Annotated in this window: 25 protein-coding genes; 3 read left to right on the forward strand and 22 right to left on the reverse strand. The window is 65.7% G+C overall.

The genetic code is table 11. The features are described 5' to 3' along the window. Positions 1 to 34: 34 nt before the first annotated feature. Together ACFPOB_RS03510 and ACFPOB_RS03515 are read right to left on the reverse strand one after the other, a co-directional pair. Positions 35 to 1,342, reverse strand: coding sequence for a replication-associated recombination protein A (locus ACFPOB_RS03510; RefSeq protein WP_377795941.1), 1,308 nt, complete (start codon positions 1,340 to 1,342; stop codon positions 35 to 37). A 1-nt stretch (position 1,343) separates the two neighbouring features. Continuing rightward, positions 1,344 to 2,774: a DegQ family serine endoprotease gene (locus tag ACFPOB_RS03515; protein ID WP_377795943.1), complete on the reverse strand. Its 1,431-nt coding sequence runs from the start codon at positions 2,772 to 2,774 to the stop codon at positions 1,344 to 1,346. Positions 2,775 to 2,930: 156 nt separating this feature from the next. Here ACFPOB_RS03515 and ACFPOB_RS03520 point away from each other — a divergent pair, with 156 nt between their 5' ends. Continuing rightward, the gene (locus ACFPOB_RS03520) at positions 2,931 to 3,350 is read left to right on the forward strand and encodes a BLUF domain-containing protein (protein ID WP_377795944.1); all 420 of its coding nucleotides are present in this window, start codon (positions 2,931 to 2,933) and stop codon (positions 3,348 to 3,350) included. Between the two features lie 3 nt (positions 3,351 to 3,353). On the opposite strand, the gene ACFPOB_RS03525 is transcribed toward ACFPOB_RS03520, so the two are convergent. From ACFPOB_RS03525 to ACFPOB_RS03555, 7 genes are all read right to left on the reverse strand, one after another. Further along, positions 3,354 to 4,310 (reverse strand): tripartite tricarboxylate transporter substrate-binding protein, encoded by a 957-nt coding sequence (locus ACFPOB_RS03525; protein WP_377795946.1) that lies wholly within the window; start codon positions 4,308 to 4,310, stop codon positions 3,354 to 3,356. A 213-nt stretch (positions 4,311 to 4,523) separates the two neighbouring features. Beyond that, positions 4,524 to 4,943, reverse strand: coding sequence for a 50S ribosomal protein L17 (rplQ, locus tag ACFPOB_RS03530; protein WP_092159583.1), 420 nt, complete (start codon positions 4,941 to 4,943; stop codon positions 4,524 to 4,526). Positions 4,944 to 5,056: 113 nt separating this feature from the next. Then, a complete protein-coding gene (locus ACFPOB_RS03535) occupies positions 5,057 to 6,073 on the reverse strand; it encodes a DNA-directed RNA polymerase subunit alpha (RefSeq protein WP_091842218.1) in 1,017 nt (338 codons plus the stop codon). Between the two features lie 91 nt (positions 6,074 to 6,164). Next, the gene (gene rpsK, locus ACFPOB_RS03540; RefSeq protein ID WP_043237079.1) at positions 6,165 to 6,554 is read right to left on the reverse strand and encodes a 30S ribosomal protein S11; all 390 of its coding nucleotides are present in this window, start codon (positions 6,552 to 6,554) and stop codon (positions 6,165 to 6,167) included. 168 nt (positions 6,555 to 6,722) lie between these two features. Then, a complete protein-coding gene (rpsM, locus tag ACFPOB_RS03545; protein WP_137881186.1) occupies positions 6,723 to 7,091 on the reverse strand; it encodes a 30S ribosomal protein S13 in 369 nt (122 codons plus the stop codon). Positions 7,092 to 7,316: 225 nt separating this feature from the next. Beyond that, entirely contained in the window at positions 7,317 to 8,513 is a 1,197-nt protein-coding gene (locus ACFPOB_RS03550) for an ABC transporter substrate-binding protein (protein ID WP_377795949.1), read from the reverse strand. 207 nt (positions 8,514 to 8,720) lie between these two features. After that, entirely contained in the window at positions 8,721 to 9,701 is a 981-nt protein-coding gene (locus ACFPOB_RS03555) for a hypothetical protein (RefSeq protein WP_377795950.1), read from the reverse strand. A 167-nt stretch (positions 9,702 to 9,868) separates the two neighbouring features. On the opposite strand from ACFPOB_RS03555, the gene ACFPOB_RS03560 reads away from it, so the two are divergent. Further along, on the forward strand, positions 9,869 to 10,105 hold the full coding sequence (locus tag ACFPOB_RS03560; protein ID WP_377795952.1) for an antitoxin: 237 nt from the start codon (positions 9,869 to 9,871) through the stop codon (positions 10,103 to 10,105). Continuing rightward, the gene (locus ACFPOB_RS03565) at positions 10,102 to 10,503 is read left to right on the forward strand and encodes a type II toxin-antitoxin system VapC family toxin (protein ID WP_377795953.1); all 402 of its coding nucleotides are present in this window, start codon (positions 10,102 to 10,104) and stop codon (positions 10,501 to 10,503) included. The genes ACFPOB_RS03560 and ACFPOB_RS03565 overlap by 4 nt, the downstream gene beginning before the upstream one ends. 11 nt (positions 10,504 to 10,514) lie before the next feature. Here ACFPOB_RS03565 and ACFPOB_RS03570 read toward each other — a convergent pair whose 3' ends face one another. From ACFPOB_RS03570 to rplN, 13 genes are all read right to left on the reverse strand, one after another. Next, a complete protein-coding gene (locus ACFPOB_RS03570; RefSeq protein WP_377795955.1) occupies positions 10,515 to 10,817 on the reverse strand; it encodes an alkylphosphonate utilization protein in 303 nt (100 codons plus the stop codon). Positions 10,818 to 10,889: 72 nt separating this feature from the next. After that, positions 10,890 to 11,471: an adenylate kinase gene (locus ACFPOB_RS03575; RefSeq protein WP_377795957.1), complete on the reverse strand. Its 582-nt coding sequence runs from the start codon at positions 11,469 to 11,471 to the stop codon at positions 10,890 to 10,892. A gap of 13 nt (positions 11,472 to 11,484) precedes the next feature. Next, a complete protein-coding gene (secY, locus tag ACFPOB_RS03580) occupies positions 11,485 to 12,822 on the reverse strand; it encodes a preprotein translocase subunit SecY (protein ID WP_377795959.1) in 1,338 nt (445 codons plus the stop codon). Positions 12,823 to 13,045: 223 nt separating this feature from the next. Then, the gene (gene rplO, locus ACFPOB_RS03585; protein WP_377795960.1) at positions 13,046 to 13,519 is read right to left on the reverse strand and encodes a 50S ribosomal protein L15; all 474 of its coding nucleotides are present in this window, start codon (positions 13,517 to 13,519) and stop codon (positions 13,046 to 13,048) included. Between the two features lie 13 nt (positions 13,520 to 13,532). After that, positions 13,533 to 13,727, reverse strand: a complete 195-nt coding sequence (gene rpmD, locus ACFPOB_RS03590) for a 50S ribosomal protein L30 (protein WP_091842304.1) — start codon at positions 13,725 to 13,727, stop codon at positions 13,533 to 13,535. Between the two features lie 10 nt (positions 13,728 to 13,737). Beyond that, on the reverse strand, positions 13,738 to 14,298 hold the full coding sequence (gene rpsE, locus ACFPOB_RS03595; RefSeq protein ID WP_092159597.1) for a 30S ribosomal protein S5: 561 nt from the start codon (positions 14,296 to 14,298) through the stop codon (positions 13,738 to 13,740). A gap of 134 nt (positions 14,299 to 14,432) precedes the next feature. Further along, a complete protein-coding gene (gene rplR, locus ACFPOB_RS03600) occupies positions 14,433 to 14,795 on the reverse strand; it encodes a 50S ribosomal protein L18 (RefSeq protein ID WP_291675632.1) in 363 nt (120 codons plus the stop codon). An 11-nt stretch (positions 14,796 to 14,806) separates the two neighbouring features. Beyond that, the gene (gene rplF / locus ACFPOB_RS03605) at positions 14,807 to 15,340 is read right to left on the reverse strand and encodes a 50S ribosomal protein L6 (protein ID WP_377795962.1); all 534 of its coding nucleotides are present in this window, start codon (positions 15,338 to 15,340) and stop codon (positions 14,807 to 14,809) included. Positions 15,341 to 15,375: 35 nt separating this feature from the next. Continuing rightward, the gene (gene rpsH / locus ACFPOB_RS03610) at positions 15,376 to 15,774 is read right to left on the reverse strand and encodes a 30S ribosomal protein S8 (protein WP_092159601.1); all 399 of its coding nucleotides are present in this window, start codon (positions 15,772 to 15,774) and stop codon (positions 15,376 to 15,378) included. A 12-nt stretch (positions 15,775 to 15,786) separates the two neighbouring features. Beyond that, positions 15,787 to 16,092, reverse strand: coding sequence for a 30S ribosomal protein S14 (gene rpsN / locus ACFPOB_RS03615; RefSeq protein ID WP_092159603.1), 306 nt, complete (start codon positions 16,090 to 16,092; stop codon positions 15,787 to 15,789). Positions 16,093 to 16,128: 36 nt separating this feature from the next. Continuing rightward, positions 16,129 to 16,695: a 50S ribosomal protein L5 gene (rplE, locus tag ACFPOB_RS03620; protein ID WP_137881196.1), complete on the reverse strand. Its 567-nt coding sequence runs from the start codon at positions 16,693 to 16,695 to the stop codon at positions 16,129 to 16,131. Next, entirely contained in the window at positions 16,688 to 17,005 is a 318-nt protein-coding gene (gene rplX / locus ACFPOB_RS03625) for a 50S ribosomal protein L24 (RefSeq protein WP_377795964.1), read from the reverse strand. Before rplX ends, rplE begins: the two co-directional genes overlap by 8 nt. After that, complete coding sequence (gene rplN / locus ACFPOB_RS03630) at positions 17,005 to 17,373, reverse strand: 50S ribosomal protein L14 (RefSeq protein ID WP_057193256.1); 369 nt, start codon at positions 17,371 to 17,373, stop codon at positions 17,005 to 17,007. The genes rplX and rplN overlap by 1 nt, the downstream gene beginning before the upstream one ends. Positions 17,374 to 17,480 lie beyond the last annotated feature (107 nt).

Raw genomic sequence — 17,480 nt, forward strand, 5'->3', positions numbered from 1 at the left:
GAGCCCGAGCATGACGCGGGCTGAAGCCGGCCCCCTACTCCCCACGCTCCTGCCGGAGCTTCTCCCAATACTCCAGCCGCTTCCTGATCTCGCGCTCGAAGCCGCGCTCCGGTGGATCGTAGAAAAGCTGGCGACCGAGCGCCTCCGGCCAGTAGTTCTGGCCGGAGAAGGCGTCGGGTGCGTCATGGTCGTAGGCGTAGTCGGCGCCGTAGCCCTCCTGCTTCATCAGCTTGGTCGGCGCGTTCAGGATGGTCTTGGGCGGCGTCAGCGATCCCGCCTGCTTGGCCGTGCGCATCGCCGCCTTGTAGGCGACATAGGCCGCGTTCGATTTCGGCGCAGTGGCGAGATAGATCACGGTGTTCGCCAGAGCGAGCTCACCTTCGGGCGAGCCGAGCTGCTCATAGGTCTCGGTCGCGGCGCGGGCATGCACCAAGGCCTGCGGGTCGGCGAGGCCGATATCCTCAACCGCCATGCGCACCAGCCGCCGCGCCAGAAAGCGCGGGTCCTCGCCGGCGTCGAGCATGCGGGCGAAATAATAAAGCGCCGCATCCGGATCGGAGCCGCGGATCGTCTTGTGCAGCGCCGAGATCAGATTGTAGTGGCCGTCCTGCGCCTTGTCGTAGATCGGCGCGCGCCGCTGGATCACCTCGGAGAGCCCGGCTTCGTCGAAGATCTCTCCCGGCTTGGCGGCGCGCCAGGTCTCTTCCGCCAGCGTCAGCACCGCCCGCCCGTCGCCATCGGCGAAGCGCGCCAGTGCGAGCCGCGCCTCCGGTGTCAGCGGCAGTTCGCGGTTCTCCAGCGCCTCGGCCCGGCCGAGCATGAAGAGCAGCGCGCCTTCGTCGAGCGCCTTGAAGGTCAGGACGCGGGCGCGCGACAGCAGCGCGGCGTTCAAGGCGAAGGACGGGTTCTCGGTGGTGGCGCCGACCAGGGTGATCGTGCCGTCCTCCATCACCGGCAGAAAGGCGTCCTGCTGAGCCCGGTTGAAGCGGTGGATCTCGTCGACGAACAGCAAGGTGCCCTTGCCGCCAAGCCGTCGGCCGCGGGCGGCGTCGAATACCTTCTTCAGATCGGCGACCCCGGAGAAGATCGCGCTGATCTGCTCGAAGCCGAGATCGGTCGCACCCGCCAGCAAGCGCGCGACGGTGGTCTTGCCGGTGCCGGGCGGCCCCCAGAAGATCAGGCTGCCGAGCGAGCCCGAGGCGATCAGCCGGGTTAGCACGCCGTCCTCGCCGGTCAGGTGTTCCTGTCCTGCGACCTCGCCGAGCGTCGTCGGCCGCACCCGGTCAGCGAGCGGGCGCGGGCCGGATTTATCGAGACCCGAGGCGGCGAAGAGGTCGCTCACCTCACCCGCCGAACACGGACGTCACGGTCTGGCCGCCGCGCGAGATCGTCACCTCCCAGGCGCGCTTGCGCTCACGCGTCGCCAGCTCGATCTCGCGCGAGGCATTGATGCGCTCGCCATTGATGGCGAGGATGAGATCACCCTTGCGGAAGCCGACGCGTGCGGCCGGGCTGCCCTCCTCGATCTCGCTGACGACCACACCTTCGGTCGAGAGGTCGATCGAGAGCTCCTCGGCCACCGCCGGCGACAGGTTGAGCACGGTCAGGCCCGTGAAGGGCGAGCGGCCGGCGACCTTGACCGGCTCGCGCGGACGCGTCTCCGGCGCCGGCGTCAGCTTGATCGGGACGGTGATGCGCTTGCCGCCGCGCAGCACGGTGAGCTGCGTCGTGCCGCCGATCGGCCGCGTGGCGAAACGGTATCCGAAGCTTTCGGGATCGTCGACGCCGACGCCGTCGACGGCGAGGATCACGTCCGAGCGCTTCAGCCCGGCTTCCGCCGCCGGGCCCGAATCGACCACGCTGGCGACGACCGAGCCGGCCGGCCGGTCGAGCCCGAGCCCGTCGGCCACCTCCTGGGTCAGCGCCTGCAGCCGCGCCCCGAACCAGGGCCGCTTCACCAGCTTGCCGCCGGACTTGGCGCTCTCGACCACGACGCGGACCATGGCGGAGGGAATCGCGAAGCCGATGCCATGGCTGCCGCCCGAGCGCGAGAAGATTGCGGTGTTGATGCCGGTGAGCCGCCCCTGCATGTCAACCAGCGCGCCGCCGGAGTTGCCGGGGTTGATCGCGGCGTCGGTCTGGATGAAGGACTGTGCGTCGCCGACGCCGACTTGCGTGCGCGCCAGCGCCGAGATGATGCCCTGCGTCACCGTCTGGCCGACGCCGAACGGATTGCCGATCGCCAGCACGAGATCGCCGATCTGCAGCGTATCGGAATCGCCGACCTCGATCGCTGTCAGCTCCTTGGCGCCCTTGACCTTGAGCACGGCAAGATCGGTGCGCGGATCGCGCAGCACGATCTCGGCCTCGAACTCGCGCTTGTCGGCGAGCGCGACCTTGACCTCGGTCATGCCTTCGATGACGTGGTTATTGGTGACGACGAGGCCGCCGGCATCGACGATTACGCCCGAGCCGAGCGAGCGCTGCACCTGCTCGCGCGGCAGGCCGAAGCCGCCATCGCCGAAGAAGCGGCGGAAGAACGGATCGTCCATGAACGGGTTCTGCGGCCGCCGCTCGACCCGAGCGCCGTAGACGTTGACGACAGAAGGGGCCGTCTTCTGCACGACGGGCGCGAAGGACAGCGTGATCTGCTGGCGCGCTTCCGGAACCTGGCGGGCCTGAGCGAGCGCCAGCGACGAAGCGCCGATGGACAGCGCAAGACCGAGGTTCAGCGCGACAAACCGGCTGCGCTTCGGCATGATGGAACGGCGCATGCCGATCTCCTTCTTGAAACAAAATAGCTGCCTTGGAAGTTCAGTATCTGAACCATCCCCCCGCGGCAGCATCCCGGACACTGTCGAGAACACGCGCTGCGCGTTCCTGTTCCGGGCCGCGAGACATCCCAGCCTGCTCCCGAAAGGACCAATGACGTGAGCCTCGTTCGCCTTGTTTATGCCAGCCGCAGCCGACTCGTCGAGGTGGATCGACGTGGGGAGCTCGCGCGCATTCTCGAGACGGCGCGGCGGCGCAATGCCGAGAGGCATGTCACGGGTTTCCTGATGGCGACGCCGGGCGGATTCGCCCAGATCCTCGAAGGCGACGCCGGTGCTATCGCGGAAACCTATGGCCGGATCATGGTCGATCCGCGCCATGGCGATCTGCGCCTGCTGGCGCAGGATGCCGTCGCGCACCGGCGCTTCGCCGGCTGGGCGATGGCCTTGGCCGAACGCGACGAGACCACCGAGTTCATCTTCGGGCTCTATGGCGTCTCGCCGGAGGCCGAGATCTTCGAGCAACCTCTGGACGTGCTGCTCGATCTCGCTGGCGAGCTCGCCATCGCGAAAGCGTGAGATCTATTTGCTGTCGCTGAGCAGCACCTTGTACTTCTCGATCTCGGCCGGAACCATCTTGGCGACGAACTCGGGCGACATCTCGTCCTTTTCAGGCAGCACTGAGGAGAGCTCCTTGAAGCGCGCATGCAGCTTTTCGCTAGAAAGCGCGGTGCGCAGCGCCTGATTGAGCTTGTCGATCACCGGCTGCGGCGTACCCTTCGGCGCGAAGATCGCGTTCCAGCCCTGGGCCTGGAACGCCGGCAGGCCGGCTTCGGCCGAGGTCGGCACATCGGGCAGGCTCGGCAGGCGCTGCGGCGTCGCCACCACCAGCGCCTTGACCTTCTTGCCCTGGACCGCGCCGGAAAGCGAGGTGGCAGCATCGCAGACGCCGTCGATCTGCCCGCCCATCAGGTCGTTCAGCGCCGGGCCAGCGCCGCGATAGCTCACCAGCGCCACGTCGAGGCCCGACGCCTTCAGGAAGTTGCGGCAGATCAGATAGTTCGACGAGCCGACGCCGGCATGGCCGAGGCTGAGCTTGCCGGGATTGGCCTTGGCGTAGGCGAGGAACTCCTTGAGGTCCTTGGCCGGAAAATCGAGCTTCAGCGCGATCATCGGCGAGGTCTTGGCGACGAGGCCGATCGGCACGAAATCGGCTGGGGTGTACTTCAGGTCGTTGTAGATCGTGTAGGAGGCGGCATTGGTGCCGCTATTGCCGATCACGATGGTGTAGCCGTCTGGCTCGGCCCGGGCTGCACGCGTCAGCGCGGTGGCACCGCCCGCCCCGCCCATGTTCTCCATCACGATCCGCTGGCCGAGCACCTGCGCCATCTCCTCGCCGACGAGGCGAGCGATCACGTCGGAGGAGCCGCCGGCCGCGAACGGCACCAGCATGTTGATCGGCTTGGACGGATATTTGTCCTGGGCCTGGGCCGGCAGGATGGCGATGGCGGCGAGAACGGCCAGAGCAGCGCGCTTCATGCGAATATCTCCCTCGACGCCGGGCTTGCTTTCAAAGCGGCGTCGTGCCGCCCTGCCCGGTTCGGGCAGACGCTAGCACCCACCTGACTCAGGGAAAAGCGCAAGCGGGCGCAACAATCTCGCACAGCGGTAGTCTCTCGCTTCTGATCTACACGGGCAACGAAAAAGGGCGGCCCGAAGACCGCCCTTTCGAATACCTGGATGCCCGAAAGCTCAGGCCGCCTGCTCGTCATCCGCCGTGAAGACCGGGCCGGAATCCTGGCCCTTGGCGTCGACATCGCGATCGACGAACTCGATCACGGCGAGCGGGGCGTTGTCGCCGAAGCGGAAGCCCGCCTTCATGATGCGCAGATAGCCGCCATTGCGCTCCTTGTAGCGCGGGCCGAGCACCGCGAAGAGCTTGCCGACCAAAGCGACGTCCTTGATCTGCGCGATCGCCTGGCGGCGAGCGTGCAGGTCGCCGCGCTTGCCGAGCGTCACCAGCTTCTCGACGACCGGACGAAGGTCCTTGGCCTTCGGCAGCGTGGTGGTGATCTGCTCGTGCTTGATCAGGGCCTGGGCCATGTTGGCGAACATCGCCTGGCGATGCTCGGCAGTGCGGTTGAAACGACGACCGCGGAAACCGTGACGCATGATTGGCTCCTTCGTTGCTTACGGCCGCCGTGCCACGGAACGGCCGTCCTTTATGCTCCGGTGCTCATGCGCCGGGCGGGAAGTAGCGCGGGAAGCAGTCCCGCGCCGGGGTCTCAGTAGTGCTCTTCGAAGCGCTTGGCCAACTCTTCGATGTTCTCCGGCGGCCAGCCCTGCACGTCCATGCCGAGATGGAGGCCCATGGTGGCGAGCACTTCCTTGATCTCGTTCAGCGACTTGCGGCCGAAGTTCGGGGTGCGCAGCATCTCGCCCTCGGACTTCTGGATAAGGTCGCCGATATAGACGATGTTGTCGTTCTTCAGGCAGTTCGCCGAGCGGACCGACAGTTCGAGCTCGTCGACCTTCTTGAGCAGGGCCGGGTTGAACGGCAGCTGCGGCGCGGTCGAGACGGCCTCTTCCTTGCGCGGCTCTTCGAAGGTGATGAAGACGGCGAGCTGGTCCTGCAGGATGCGGGCGGCGAGCGCCAGCGCGTCCTCGGGCGAAACCGAGCCGTTGGTCTCGATCTGCATGGTCAGCATGTCGCGGTCGAGATTCTGGCCCTCGCGGGTGTTCTCGACGCGATAGGAGACCTTCTTGACCGGCGAGTACAGGCTATCGACCGGGATCAGGCCGATCGGCGCGTCCTCGGGACGGTTCTGCTCGGAGGGGACATAGCCCTTGCCGGTGTTGACCGTGAACTCCATGCGGATCTCGGCCCCGTCGTCGAGCGTGCAGAGCACGAGCTCGGGGTTGAGGATCGAGACGTCGCCGATGGTGTTGATGTCGCCGGCGGTGACGGCGCCAGGGCCGGTCTTGCGCAGGGTCATGCGCTTGGGACCCTCGCCCTGCATCTTGATGGCGATCGCCTTGATGTTCAGGACGATGTCGGTGACATCCTCGCGTACGCCCGGGATCGAGGAGAACTCATGCAGCACGCCGTCGATCTGGACGGCGGTGACGGCCGCGCCCTGGAGCGAGGAGAGCAGCACGCGACGCAGCGCATTGCCGAGCGTCATGCCGAAGCCGCGCTCGAGCGGACGCGCGATCACGGTGGCCAGACGCTTCGGGTCGTCTCCGACCTTGACTTCGAGCTTGTTCGGCTTGGACAGATCCTGCCAGTTCTTGCTGATCACGACCGCACTCCTGGTGCTTCAATAATGGCGGCGGCGGGCCGCCCCGTACCGGCGCCCGCCCCTGCGGGCGCCGCTTCGATCCGGCTAAGGCTCAGACGCGGCGGCGCTTGCGCGGCCGGCAGCCATTGTGCGGGATCGGCGTCACGTCGCGGATCGAGGTGACGGTGAAGCCGGCGGCCTGCAGCGCGCGCAGCGCCGACTCGCGGCCCGAACCCGGACCGGTGACCTCGACCTCGAGGGTGCGCATGCCGTGCTCGGCAGCCTTGCGGGCGGCGTCCTCGGCGGCGACCTGGGCGGCATAGGGGGTCGACTTGCGCGAGCCCTTGAAACCCATCGTGCCGGCGGACGACCACGAGATCGTGTTGCCCTGCGCGTCGGTGATGGTGATCATGGTGTTGTTGAACGAGGCGTTCACATGCGCGACGCCGGAAACGATGTTCTTGCGTTCGCGACGGCGGACGCGCTGGGCTTCTTTGGCCATAATCTCTTTCTTTCATCCTTCAGGCGCGCCCGTGATGCCAGGCGCTGGGGAGAGAACGTCATGCTCGGGCTTGCCCCGAGCATCTCTTGCTGGAGGAGGCGCCGGGCGGCGCCCTCGTCACGAGATCTTCGGGTCAGGCCCGAGGATGAGGATTGCCTGCGGCAACCCTCACTTCTTCTTGCCGGCGATCGGCTTCGCCTTGCCCTTGCGGGTACGGGCGTTGGTGTGGGTACGCTGGCCGCGCACCGGCAGCGAGCGGCGATGGCGCAGGCCGCGATAGCAGCCGAGGTCCATCAGGCGCTTGATGTTCATCGAGACTTCGCGGCGCAGATCGCCCTCGACGAGATAGTCGCGGTCGATCGTCTCGCGGATCTGCAGGACTTCGGCGTCGGTCAACTGGTTGACCCGGCGCTCGGCGGCGATGCCGACCTTCTCGCAGATCTCCTGGGCCTTGTGGGCGCCAATGCCGTGAATGTACTGCAGACCGATGACGACACGCTTGCCGGTCGGAATGTTGACGCCCGCGATACGAGCCATGTTCTTCACCTCTCCATGGGGCTGCAACGCCGGGCGCTGCGGCAATGACGATAACTCCGCGTCCGGTGGAGGCCGGCCCTTGCGGAGCGTTGAACCCGTTCCATGCGAGAATGCGACGCCGTCCCTTCTCCCGAAGGCATCGGCATCGCTCATATGAAACCGGATGGCCGGCTGTTAGTCGGTCGGGCGCGTCCTGTCAACCCAGGCGCGCCCAACCATACTGGTTCACTTCTTCACCAGCGGGCACTTGCTCTCCGACAGCGGCGCGATGATCTCGGCAGCCGGGATCTTGCGGACCACCTTGAAGTAGTCCCACGCCGCCTTCGATTCGGACGGCGCCTTGGCCTCGACCAGCAGCATGTCGTTCAGCAGGCGGCCGTCTTCGCGGACCTTCGCACCCGGCGCATAGAAATCATCGACCGGCAGCTCCTTCATCTTGGCCGCGACCGCGGGACCCGCCGCCGTGCCGGCCGCCTTCACCGCCTTGAGATAGTGCAGGACTGACGAGTAGACGCTGGCCTGGATCATGCCCGGCATCTTCCTGGTCTTGGCCATGTAACGGTCCGCCCAAGCGCGGCTCGGCTTGTCGGCGTCGTGATAATAGGCGGTGGTGGTGATCAGCCCCTTGGCCTTGTCGAGGCCGAGCCCGTGCACGTCGCTCAGCACAACGACCATGGCGGCGAGCTTCTGGCCGCTGTCGACGAGGCCGAACTCGCCGGCCTGCTTGATCGAGTTGATCGTGTCGGTGCCGGCATTGGCAAAGGCGACGATCTTGGCCTTCGAGGCCTGCGCCTGCAGCAGGAAGGAGGAGAAGTCCGGCGTCGATAGCGGCGCGCGCACAGTGCCCAGCGTCTTGCCCTTATTGGCCGCGACGATCGCCTCGATATCAGCGGTGAGCTGATGGCCGAAGGCATAGTCGGCGGCGATGACGTACCAGCTGTCGCCGCCCTCGCGCAGGATCGACAGGGCCGTGCCCTTGGCCGAGGTCGCGGTGTCGAAGGTCCACATGAATCCGGTCGCCGAGCAGTCCTCGTTGAAGAGGCGCGTCGTCGCCGGCCCGTTATAGAGCGTGACCTTCTGCTTCTCCTTGGCAATGCCGGCGACCGCCAGCGCGACCGCCGAATTCGTCAGGTCGGCAATCGCGGTGACGCCGTCGACATCGTACCAGCGCCGCGCCAGGCCGGCGGCGACGTCCGGCTTGTTCTGGTGGTCGCCCGAGACGATCTCGATCGGCTTGCCCAGCACCGAGCCGCCGAAATCCTCGATCGCGAGCTTGGCCGCCTCGACCGAGCCGAGCCCGCCGAACTCGGCATAGTTGCCCGACTGGTCGTTGAGGATACCGATCTTGACCGCGTCCTGCGCCCGCGCCATCGCCGCGGTCGCCAGCAGCGCAGCCGCCACAAGGCAAGCAACTCGTTTCATGCTGTCCTCCCGATCTCAAGGCTTGTCGGTCAGCCGGCGATGGCTGGTGCCACCGGCCTCGGTTGCCGCTGCCCTGTCTTGACCCTCTTGGGCCTGGAGCCGAGTTCAGTCGGCGGGAGGAGATGTGTCAATTGCAACCGCGGCGCGCGAAATCGCGCCTGCGCTGGCGCAAATGCGCACCAACCTTGCCGGGCGAACAACGATGCCTCAGTAGCGCGTGAAGGCCCGCCGCATCGCTTCCTCCATCTCTTCGCGCTGCCTTTGCAGCTTCTCGTCGAGCTCGCGCCGCTCGCGGTGGTAGCGGGCGTTCCATTCCTGCCATTCCCGCTTTTTCGCGAGAGCCGTGACTTGCCCCTGGGTTGACCAGATCCCGGCAAGGTTGCTGCCGGCGACGAAGATTCCGATCAGCGGCAGCGCGATCTTGATCATGTCCCAGGGCGAGAGGGGCCGCGGCGTCCCTCCCGCCGCCACCACCTTCCGCCCGGACGCAGCCTGCGTCTCGGCCATATCCGGCCGGCGCGCGGCATAGATCACCGGCACGCTCGGCCTCGGCCTGTCTGACGCTCCGCCGAAAGCCCGCCAGCGCACCTCGACCGCCCCGCGCAATTGCTGCGGCGTGACGCCCACGAATTCCGCATGCAGAGCGCACTGGACCATGTCGCCCTTCGCGATGAAGGCCGTCTGGTGCCAATAAGGTCCGCGCTGGAACAGCGACTTGATATGCAGGTTCGCCTGGTAGAACTGCTTGGTGACCAGTGCCACTGTGACGTCGTTGTAGTGCAGATTCCGCGGGTAGCGCGCCAGCCAGTGCCAGACCACGATATCGATCGTGTCGATCCCCTTGATCTCGCGCCAGGGAATGAAGCTCTCCCTGCGTGACGACCAGCAGATGTGGACCCCGTCGGGCGACAATACATAGACCGGCTTGCCGCGCCGGAACCGTCTCCGCAGCACGAAGACCGAGAGGCCGATGCCGACGAGGATCGCCGCGAATGCGCCGAAGGTCTCGCCGGGGCGCGGCCAGTCGGGCATCTCCATGGCGAATATGAAAAGACCGCAGAACAGGGTCAGCAAGCCGATCGGCAGCCAGCTCGCGAATTCCGCGTCCAGCCGGTATTCGAGCGTCTGATGGACATCCGAAGGATCGACCTGCACGGCCAGCCCGCCCGCTCTTCCAGGCCGCAGCATGCCACAACTTCGCGGGTTTGGAACGTCGGGGTTCGGGCGTCACGGTCGGAGAGCCGCGGTGATGCACACGGGGGGCTCCTCGTTGAGCCAAGGGCCTGACCTCAGCCTTGCGAACGGCACAATCGAGACATATGCTCAGGCATATGCCACAGCGTCGGAGCATACGAATGAACGAAATCCGGCATGTCAGGCTGTTTCGCAACGGCCGCAATCAGGCCGTCCGCATCCCTGTCGAGTTCGAGCTTCCCGGTGACGAGGCCCTGATGCGTCGCGACGGCGATCGCCTCGTCATCGAGCCGCTGGCGAAGCGGGGCCTGTCCGCCCTGCTTACGAGTCTGGAGCCACTCGACGAGGCATTCCCGGAGATCGCAGATCCGCAACCGGCGCCGGAACGCGACCTTTGACGCGCTATCTGCTCGACACCAACATCATCTCCGATCTGGTCCGTCAGCCGCAAGGCCGTGCCGCGAAACGCATCGCCGAGATCGGCGATCGTCACATCCTGACCAGCGTGATCGTTGCGGCAGAACTGCGCTATGGGTGCCGGAAAGCCGGCTCGGCGCGCCTGTCGGCGACGGTCGAGGCCCTGCTCTTCGAGATCGAGGCCATTCCTTTCGCCGAAGCCGCTTCACGTGCCTATGCCGATCTGCGCACGGCCCTCGAAGCGAAAGGCCAACCGATCGGCGGCAACGATATGCTCATTGCCGCCCAGGCTCTCTCGCTCGGCTGCATCATGGTCACGGCGAACACTGCAGAGTTCGAACGCGTCGACGGCCTCAAGGTCGAGAATTGGCTGAGCTGAACTGCGCCTGCTCAGCGCTTGCGCACGAACTCCGTGCGCAGCACCAATCCCTTGATGCTCTCATGCCGGCAGTCGATCTCCTCGGGATTATCCGTCAAGCGGATCGAGCGGATCACCGTGCCCTGCTTCAGGGTCTGGTTGGCGCCCTTGACCTTGAGATCCTTGATCAGCGTAACCGCATCGCCATCCACTAGGATGGTGCCGGAAGCATCGCGAACCTCGGACTTCTGGACCGCAGCCGTCGCCAGCTCTGAAGCCGGCCGCCACTCACCGGTCACTTCATCATAGACGTAGTCGTCGTTGCCGCTGGTCATGGCCCGCCCTATCGCAAGAAAAAGCCGCGCGGCGGGAACCGCGCGGCATTTGAATTCGCATCAGGCCGGAACTCAGCCTGCGAGCGCCGTCTCAATCGCCCTGGTGACCTGATCGATCGGCTGCATGCCGTCGATCGCGGTGAGCTGGCCGCGCTTCTCGTAATAGGGCGCGACGATCGCGGTATCGCGGTTATAGGCTTCGAGCCGGGTCTTGAAGACCTCCGGGTCATCGTCCTTGCGGACCGGCTGGCCGGCGGCCTTGGCCTCCTCGGCCCGGCGCACGATCCGGTCGACGAGCTTGCTCTGGTCGACCCGGAGCTCGAGCACCTTGTCGAGCTTCAGCCCCTTGCCGGCCAGCATCGAGTCGAGCGCCTCGGCCTGCGCCAGGGTCCGCGGGAAACCGTCGAGGATGAAGCCCTTCTTCGCATCGGCTTCTTCGATGCGGTCGGCGACGATGCCAATGACGATCTCGTCCGAGACCAGCCCGCCGGCATCCATCACCGCTTTCGCCTTGAGACCGACCGGGGTGCCGGCCGCCACCGCGGCACGCAGCATATCGCCGGTCGAGAGCTGCGGAATGCCGTACTTCGCGACGATCCGCGTCGCCTGAGTGCCTTTGCCCGCCCCCGGCGGCCCCAGGAAGATCAAACGCATGAAATCAGCCTCATCAGCGCCTCGCCCCCCTCAACTTCGCCTTCTTGACCAGGCCCTCATACTGATGGGCCAGGAGATGACCGTGGACCTGGGCGACCGTGTCCATCGTCGTCGTGACCACGATCAGCAGCGAGGTGCCGCCGAGCAGGATGATCGGAATCTGGGCATAGGTGATCATGAACTCGGGGATCAAGCAGACGATAGTCAAATAGGCGGCGCCGAGCACGGTGATGCGGGTCAGCACCCGGTCGATGTGCTCGGCGGTGCGCTCGCCCGGACGGATGCCGGGCATGAAGCCGCCATGCTTCTTGAGGTTGTCTGCCGTCTCGACCGGATTGAACACGATCGCGGTGTAGAAGAAGCAGAAGAAGATGATCAGCGCCGCATAGAGGATCATGAACAGCGGCCGGCCATGGGCCAGATAGGTCGCGAGCGTCGCCAGGAAGCCGGTGCCGCCCGAAGCCTGCGAAAAGCTGGCGATCGTGGTCGGCAGCAGCAGCAGCGACGAGGCGAAGATCGGTGGAATCACGCCGGCGGTGTTGAGCTTCAGCGGCAGGAACGAGGTCTGGCCCTCATACATGCGGTTGCCGACCTGGCGCTTGGGATAGTTGATCAGCAGGCGGCGCTGGGCGCGCTCGACGAAGACCACGAAGGCGATGACGCAGACCGCCATGACCAGCACCAGCAGCAGCAGGCCGGTCGAGATCGCGCCCTGGCGGCCAAGCTCGAGCGTCTGCGCCAGCTGGGCCGGGAACTCGGCGATGATGCCGGCGAAGATGATCATCGACGTGCCGTTGCCGATGCCGCGGCTGGTGATCTGCTCGCCGAGCCAGAGCAGGAACATGGTGCCGCCGACCAGCGTGATGGTGGTCGAGATCAGGAAGAACGGCCCGGGTTCGAGCACGAGATTGCCCGAGCCTTGAAGACCCACGCCGATGCCCCAGGCCTGGAACAGCGCCAGCACCAGGGTGAGGTAGCGGGTATACTGGTTCAGGATCTTGCGGCCTGCCTCGCCTTCCTTCTTCAGCGCCTCGAAGGTCGGAACGACGCTGGAGAGCAGCTGGATAATGATCGAGGCCGAGATGTACGGCATGATCGCCAGCGCGAAGATCGCGAGCCGGCCGACGGCGCCGCCCGAGAACATGTTGAACAGGCCGAGCACGCCCGACTGGGTCTGCTTGAACAGGTCGGCGACCGCATCCGGGTTCATGCCGGGCAGCGGGATATAGGTGCCGAGCCGATAGACGATCAGCGCCCCCAGCGTGAACCAGATCCGCTTCTTCAGCTCGTCGGCCTTGGCCAGCGCGCCGAAGTTCAGGTTTGCCGCAAGCTGTTCAGCCGCCGATGCCATGCGTCCGGTCCTTGGGTGTAGAATTCTGGTCTAGACAGTCGAACGGCGGCCAAGGCTTCGGGCCCGGCCGCCGCTCGCGTTAGTCATGTAAGCGCAAGAGCCGGATGCTTCCAGATGGCTGCACACAGTGCAGTCATCTGGAAGCTGAATCCGTCTCTCATCAAAAAGTTGGAGCAGGATTCATGCGAAAAACCGGTTCCCACTTTTTCGCATCCTGCTCCGGTCACGCCTGTGAAGCGGCGGCCGCCAGGATCTTGACCGTGCCGCCAGCCTTCTCGATCGCCTCGACGGCCGACTTCGACGCACCGGCCACCTCGAAGGCGAGCTTCGCCTTGAGCTCGCCGACGCCGAGGATCTTGACGCCGTCGCGCGCCGCCTTCGAGATCACGCCGGCAGCGACCAGCGACTCGAGGGTGACGGTGCCGTCCAGCTTGCCGGCTTCGACGGCCTGCTGGATGCGGCCGAGATTGACCTCGTTCAGCTCGCGGGCGAACAGGTTGTGGAAGCCGCGCTTCGGCAGGCGCCGATAAAGCGGCATCTGGCCGCCTTCGAAGCCCTTGACCGCCACGCCGGCGCGAGCCTTCTGGCCCTTGACGCCGCGCCCGCCGGTCTTGCCCTTGCCGGAGCCGATGCCGCGGCCGACGCGAATACGCGACTTGCTCGCGCCTTCGTTGTCACGAATGTCAGTGAGTTTCATGGTTCGCCCCTCCTCACTTCGCGTCGACGACGCGGACGAGGTGCTTGACCTTCTCGACCATGCCACGCGCAGCCGGCGTGTCCTGCAGGGTCGATTGGCGGCGGATCTTGTTCAGGCCGAGACCGATCAGGGTCTGGCGCTGCGAGGCGTCGCGGCGGATCGGCGAACCGATCTGCTCGACGGTGAAGGTCTTCTCAGCCTTTGCCATCGAACCCTCCTCACGCGTCCGCGCCGGCATCCGCGCCAGCATCGCGGCGGCGGGTCTGCAGGGCCGAAACCTTGAGCGAGCGACGCGCGGCGACGCTGCGCGGCGAATCCTCGTTCTTCAGCGCATCGAAGGTGGCGCGCACGAGGTTGTACGGGTTCGAGGAGCCGAGCGACTTCGAGACCACGTCCTGCATGCCGACCGCCTCGAAGACGGCGCGCATCGGGCCGCCGGCGATGATGCCGGTACCGGCCGGGGCGGCGCGCAGCACGACCTTGCCGGCGCCGTGACGGCCCTGGACGTCATGGTGCAGCGTGCGGCCTTCGCGCAGCGGGATGCGGACGAGGCCGCGCTTGGCGGCTTCCGTCGCCTTGCGGATCGCCTCGGGAACTTCACGGGCCTTGCCGTGGCCGAAGCCGACGCGGCCTTTCTGGTCGCCGACGACGACGAGGGCGGCAAACCCGAAGCGACGGCCGCCCTTCACCACCTTGGCGACGCGGTTGATGTGGACCAGCCGGTCCACGAATTCCGAATCGCGCTCTTCGCGATCGCGATCACGAGGTTCTCTCGCCATGTCTTCCTCTTACTTGCGCGGACGGTGCCGATCCTGGCCCGCCGCTCGCTCGAGCGCCCCGGAATGGAGCGACTTCCCAAATGCGACATGCGGGAAGCCTTTTGGGCCTCCCGCATCCCGCGGTGTTCAACCAATCAGAAGCTCAGCCCGCCTTCGCGAGCGGCCTCGGCCAGCGCCTTGACGCGGCCATGGTACATATAGGCGCCGCGATCGAACACGACCTCCTTGACGCCGGCCTTGATGGCGCGCTCGGCAAGGATCTTGCCGATCTGCGCCGCGGCCTCGACATTCGCGCCCGACTTGATCTCGGCGCGGATGTCCTTGTCGAGCGACGAGGCCGAAGCGAGCGTCAGCCCCTTCGTGTCGTCGATGACCTGCGCGTAGATCTGCTTGCCGGTGCGGTGCACCGACAGGCGGGCGCGGCCATTGGCCACTGCCTTGATCGCGCGGCGGACGCGGGCCTTGCGGCGCGCAGTCGCAACTGTCTGCTTGCTCATGGCTCGGGTCCTTACTTCTTCTTGCCTTCCTTGCGGAAGATGAATTCGCCGGCGTACTTGACGCCCTTGCCCTTGTAGGGCTCGGGACCGCGATAGTCGCGGATCTCGGCGGCGGTCTGGCCGACGACCTGCTTGTCGATGCCGACGACGACGATTTCCGTCGGCTTCGGCGTCGTGATCGTCACCCCAGCCGGGATTTCGTAGTCGATGTCGTGGCTGTAGCCGAGCGAGAGCTTCAGGACCTTGCCGGCGACAGCGGCCTTGTAGCCGACGCCGTTGATCTCGAGCTTCTTCTCGAATCCGGCCGTCGTACCGACGACCAGGTTGTTGATGCGGGCGCGCGAGGTGCCCCAGAGCGCGCGGGCGCGCTTGGTCTGCGAACGCGGCTGGACGGCGATGGCGCCGTTCTCCAGGGCGACCGAGACCTCCTCGGGAACCTCGAAGGACAATTCGCCCTTCGCGCCCTTGATCTTGACCAGCTGGCCCGAGACGTTGGCGGTGACGCCAGCGGGGACCGAGACGGGCTTCTTACCGATACGAGACATTGGATCTCTCCTGATGAGCAGCTGTGCGTGAAAGGTCAGAAGACCTTGCAGAGCACTTCGCCGCCCACGTTCTGCTCGCGGGCAAGGTGATCGGACATCACGCCGCGGGGCGTGGAGACGATGGTGACGCCGAGGCCGTCGGCCACGCGCGGCATGGTCTCGACCGAGGAGTAGACGCGACGGCCGGGCTTCGAAACCCGCGAGATCGACCGGATGACCGGCTGTCCCTCATGGTACTTCAGCTCGATGTCGAACTCGGTACGGCCGTTGCCGAACTCGGTGGTCGAATAGCCGCGGATGTAGCCTTCCGACTGCAGCACGTCGAGGACGCGGGCGCGCAGCTTCGAGCCCGGCGTCGTGACGCGCGACTTGCGCCGCATCTGCGCATTGCGGATGCGGGTCAGCATATCGCCAAGCGGATCGATGATCGCCATGATGCTACCTCCTCACCAGCTCGACTTGACGAGGCCGGGAACCAGCCCCTTGTTGCCGAGCTCGCGCAAAGCAACGCGCGACATCTTCAGCTTGCGATAGAACGCGCGCGGGCGGCCGGTGACTTCGCAACGGTTGCGCACGCGGATGCCGGCGGAATTGCGCGGCAGTTCGGCCAGCTTCAGGCGAGCGAGGAAACGCTCGTCCATCGACTGGTTCTCGTCATTGGCGATCGCGAGAAGGCGCGCCCGGCGGCCCGCGAACTTCTTCACGAGCGCCTTGCGGTGGTTGTTCTTCTCGACGGAGCTCTTCTTAGCCATCGATATCTCCTGGTTTCCGCGTATGAGCCCGAAGGCTCACTGCCGGAACGGGAAGTTGAAGTGCTTGAGCAGGGCGCGCGCCTCGTCATCCGACTTCGCAGTCGTGCAGACGATCACGTCCATGCCCCAGACCTGGTCGACCTTGTCGTAGTTGATCTCGGGGAACACGATGTGCTCCTTGATCCCGAGCGCGAAATTGCCGCGCCCGTCGAACGACTTCGGGTTGAGACCACGGAAGTCGCGCACCCGCGGAAGAGCGATGGTGACGAGCCGGTCGACGAACTCGTACATCTTGGTCTTGCGCAGCGTGACCTTGCAGCCCACCGCCATGTTCTCGCGCAGCTTGAAGCCGGCGATGGCGAGGCGTGACTTGGTGATGACCGGCTTCTGGCCTGCGATCATGGCAAGGTCGCCGGCCGCGTTGTCGACCTTCTTGCGGTCGGCAGTCGCTTCGCCAACGCCCATGTTGATGACGACCTTCTCGATGGTCGGCACTTCCATGACGTTCTTGTAGCCGAATTCCTTGATCATCGCGGGACGGACGACGTCCTCGTAATGCTTCTTCAAACGCGGCGAGAGAGCCGCCTGCTGAGCCTCAGCCATCGATCAGATCCCCCGAACGCTTGGCGAAACGGACCTTGCGGCCGTCATCGAGCACCTTGAAGCCGACGCGGGTCGGCTTGCCGTCCTTCGGATCGGCCACGGCAATGTTCGACAGGTCGATGGTGGCCTCTTTCGAGATGATGCCGCCTTCCGACTGCTGCGACTGCTTGGTGTGCTTCTTCACCAGATTCACGCCACGCACGACGGCACGGCCGTCCTTCGGCAGGACCTGGAGCACTTCGCCGTTCTTGCCCTTGTCGCGGCCGGCGAGCACGACGACCTTGTCGCCCTTCTTGATCTTCGCAGCCATCACAGCACCTCGGGAGCGAGCGAAATGATCTTCATGTGGTTCTTGGCGCGCAGCTCGCGCGGAACCGGTCCGAAGATACGGGTGCCCACCGGCTCCTTCTGGTTGTTGATCAGCACGGCCGCATTGCGGTCGAAGCGGATCACCGAACCATCGGGACGCTTGATGTCCTTGGCCGTACGAACGACGATCGCCTTCATGACGTCGCCCTTCTTCACGCGGCCGCGCGGGATGGCTTCCTTGATCGAAACCACAATGATGTCGCCGATGCGGGCATAGCGCCGCTTCGAGCCGCCGAGAACCTTGATGCACATCACGCGGCGGGCGCCGGAATTGTCGGCGACCTCGAGATTCGTCTGCACCTGGATCATGGCCTTGATCCTTCCATTCCATATCAGCGCGGTTTCCGGACAAAGGCGGAGTGCCTAAGCCCGGACTACGACTGACGGGGGTCGATCGCCCCCTGGCCTCAATGATT

This window comes from Allobosea eneae (genome assembly GCF_042657265.1).
In the GTDB taxonomy this organism is placed as follows: domain Bacteria; phylum Pseudomonadota; class Alphaproteobacteria; order Rhizobiales; family Beijerinckiaceae; genus Allobosea; species Allobosea eneae.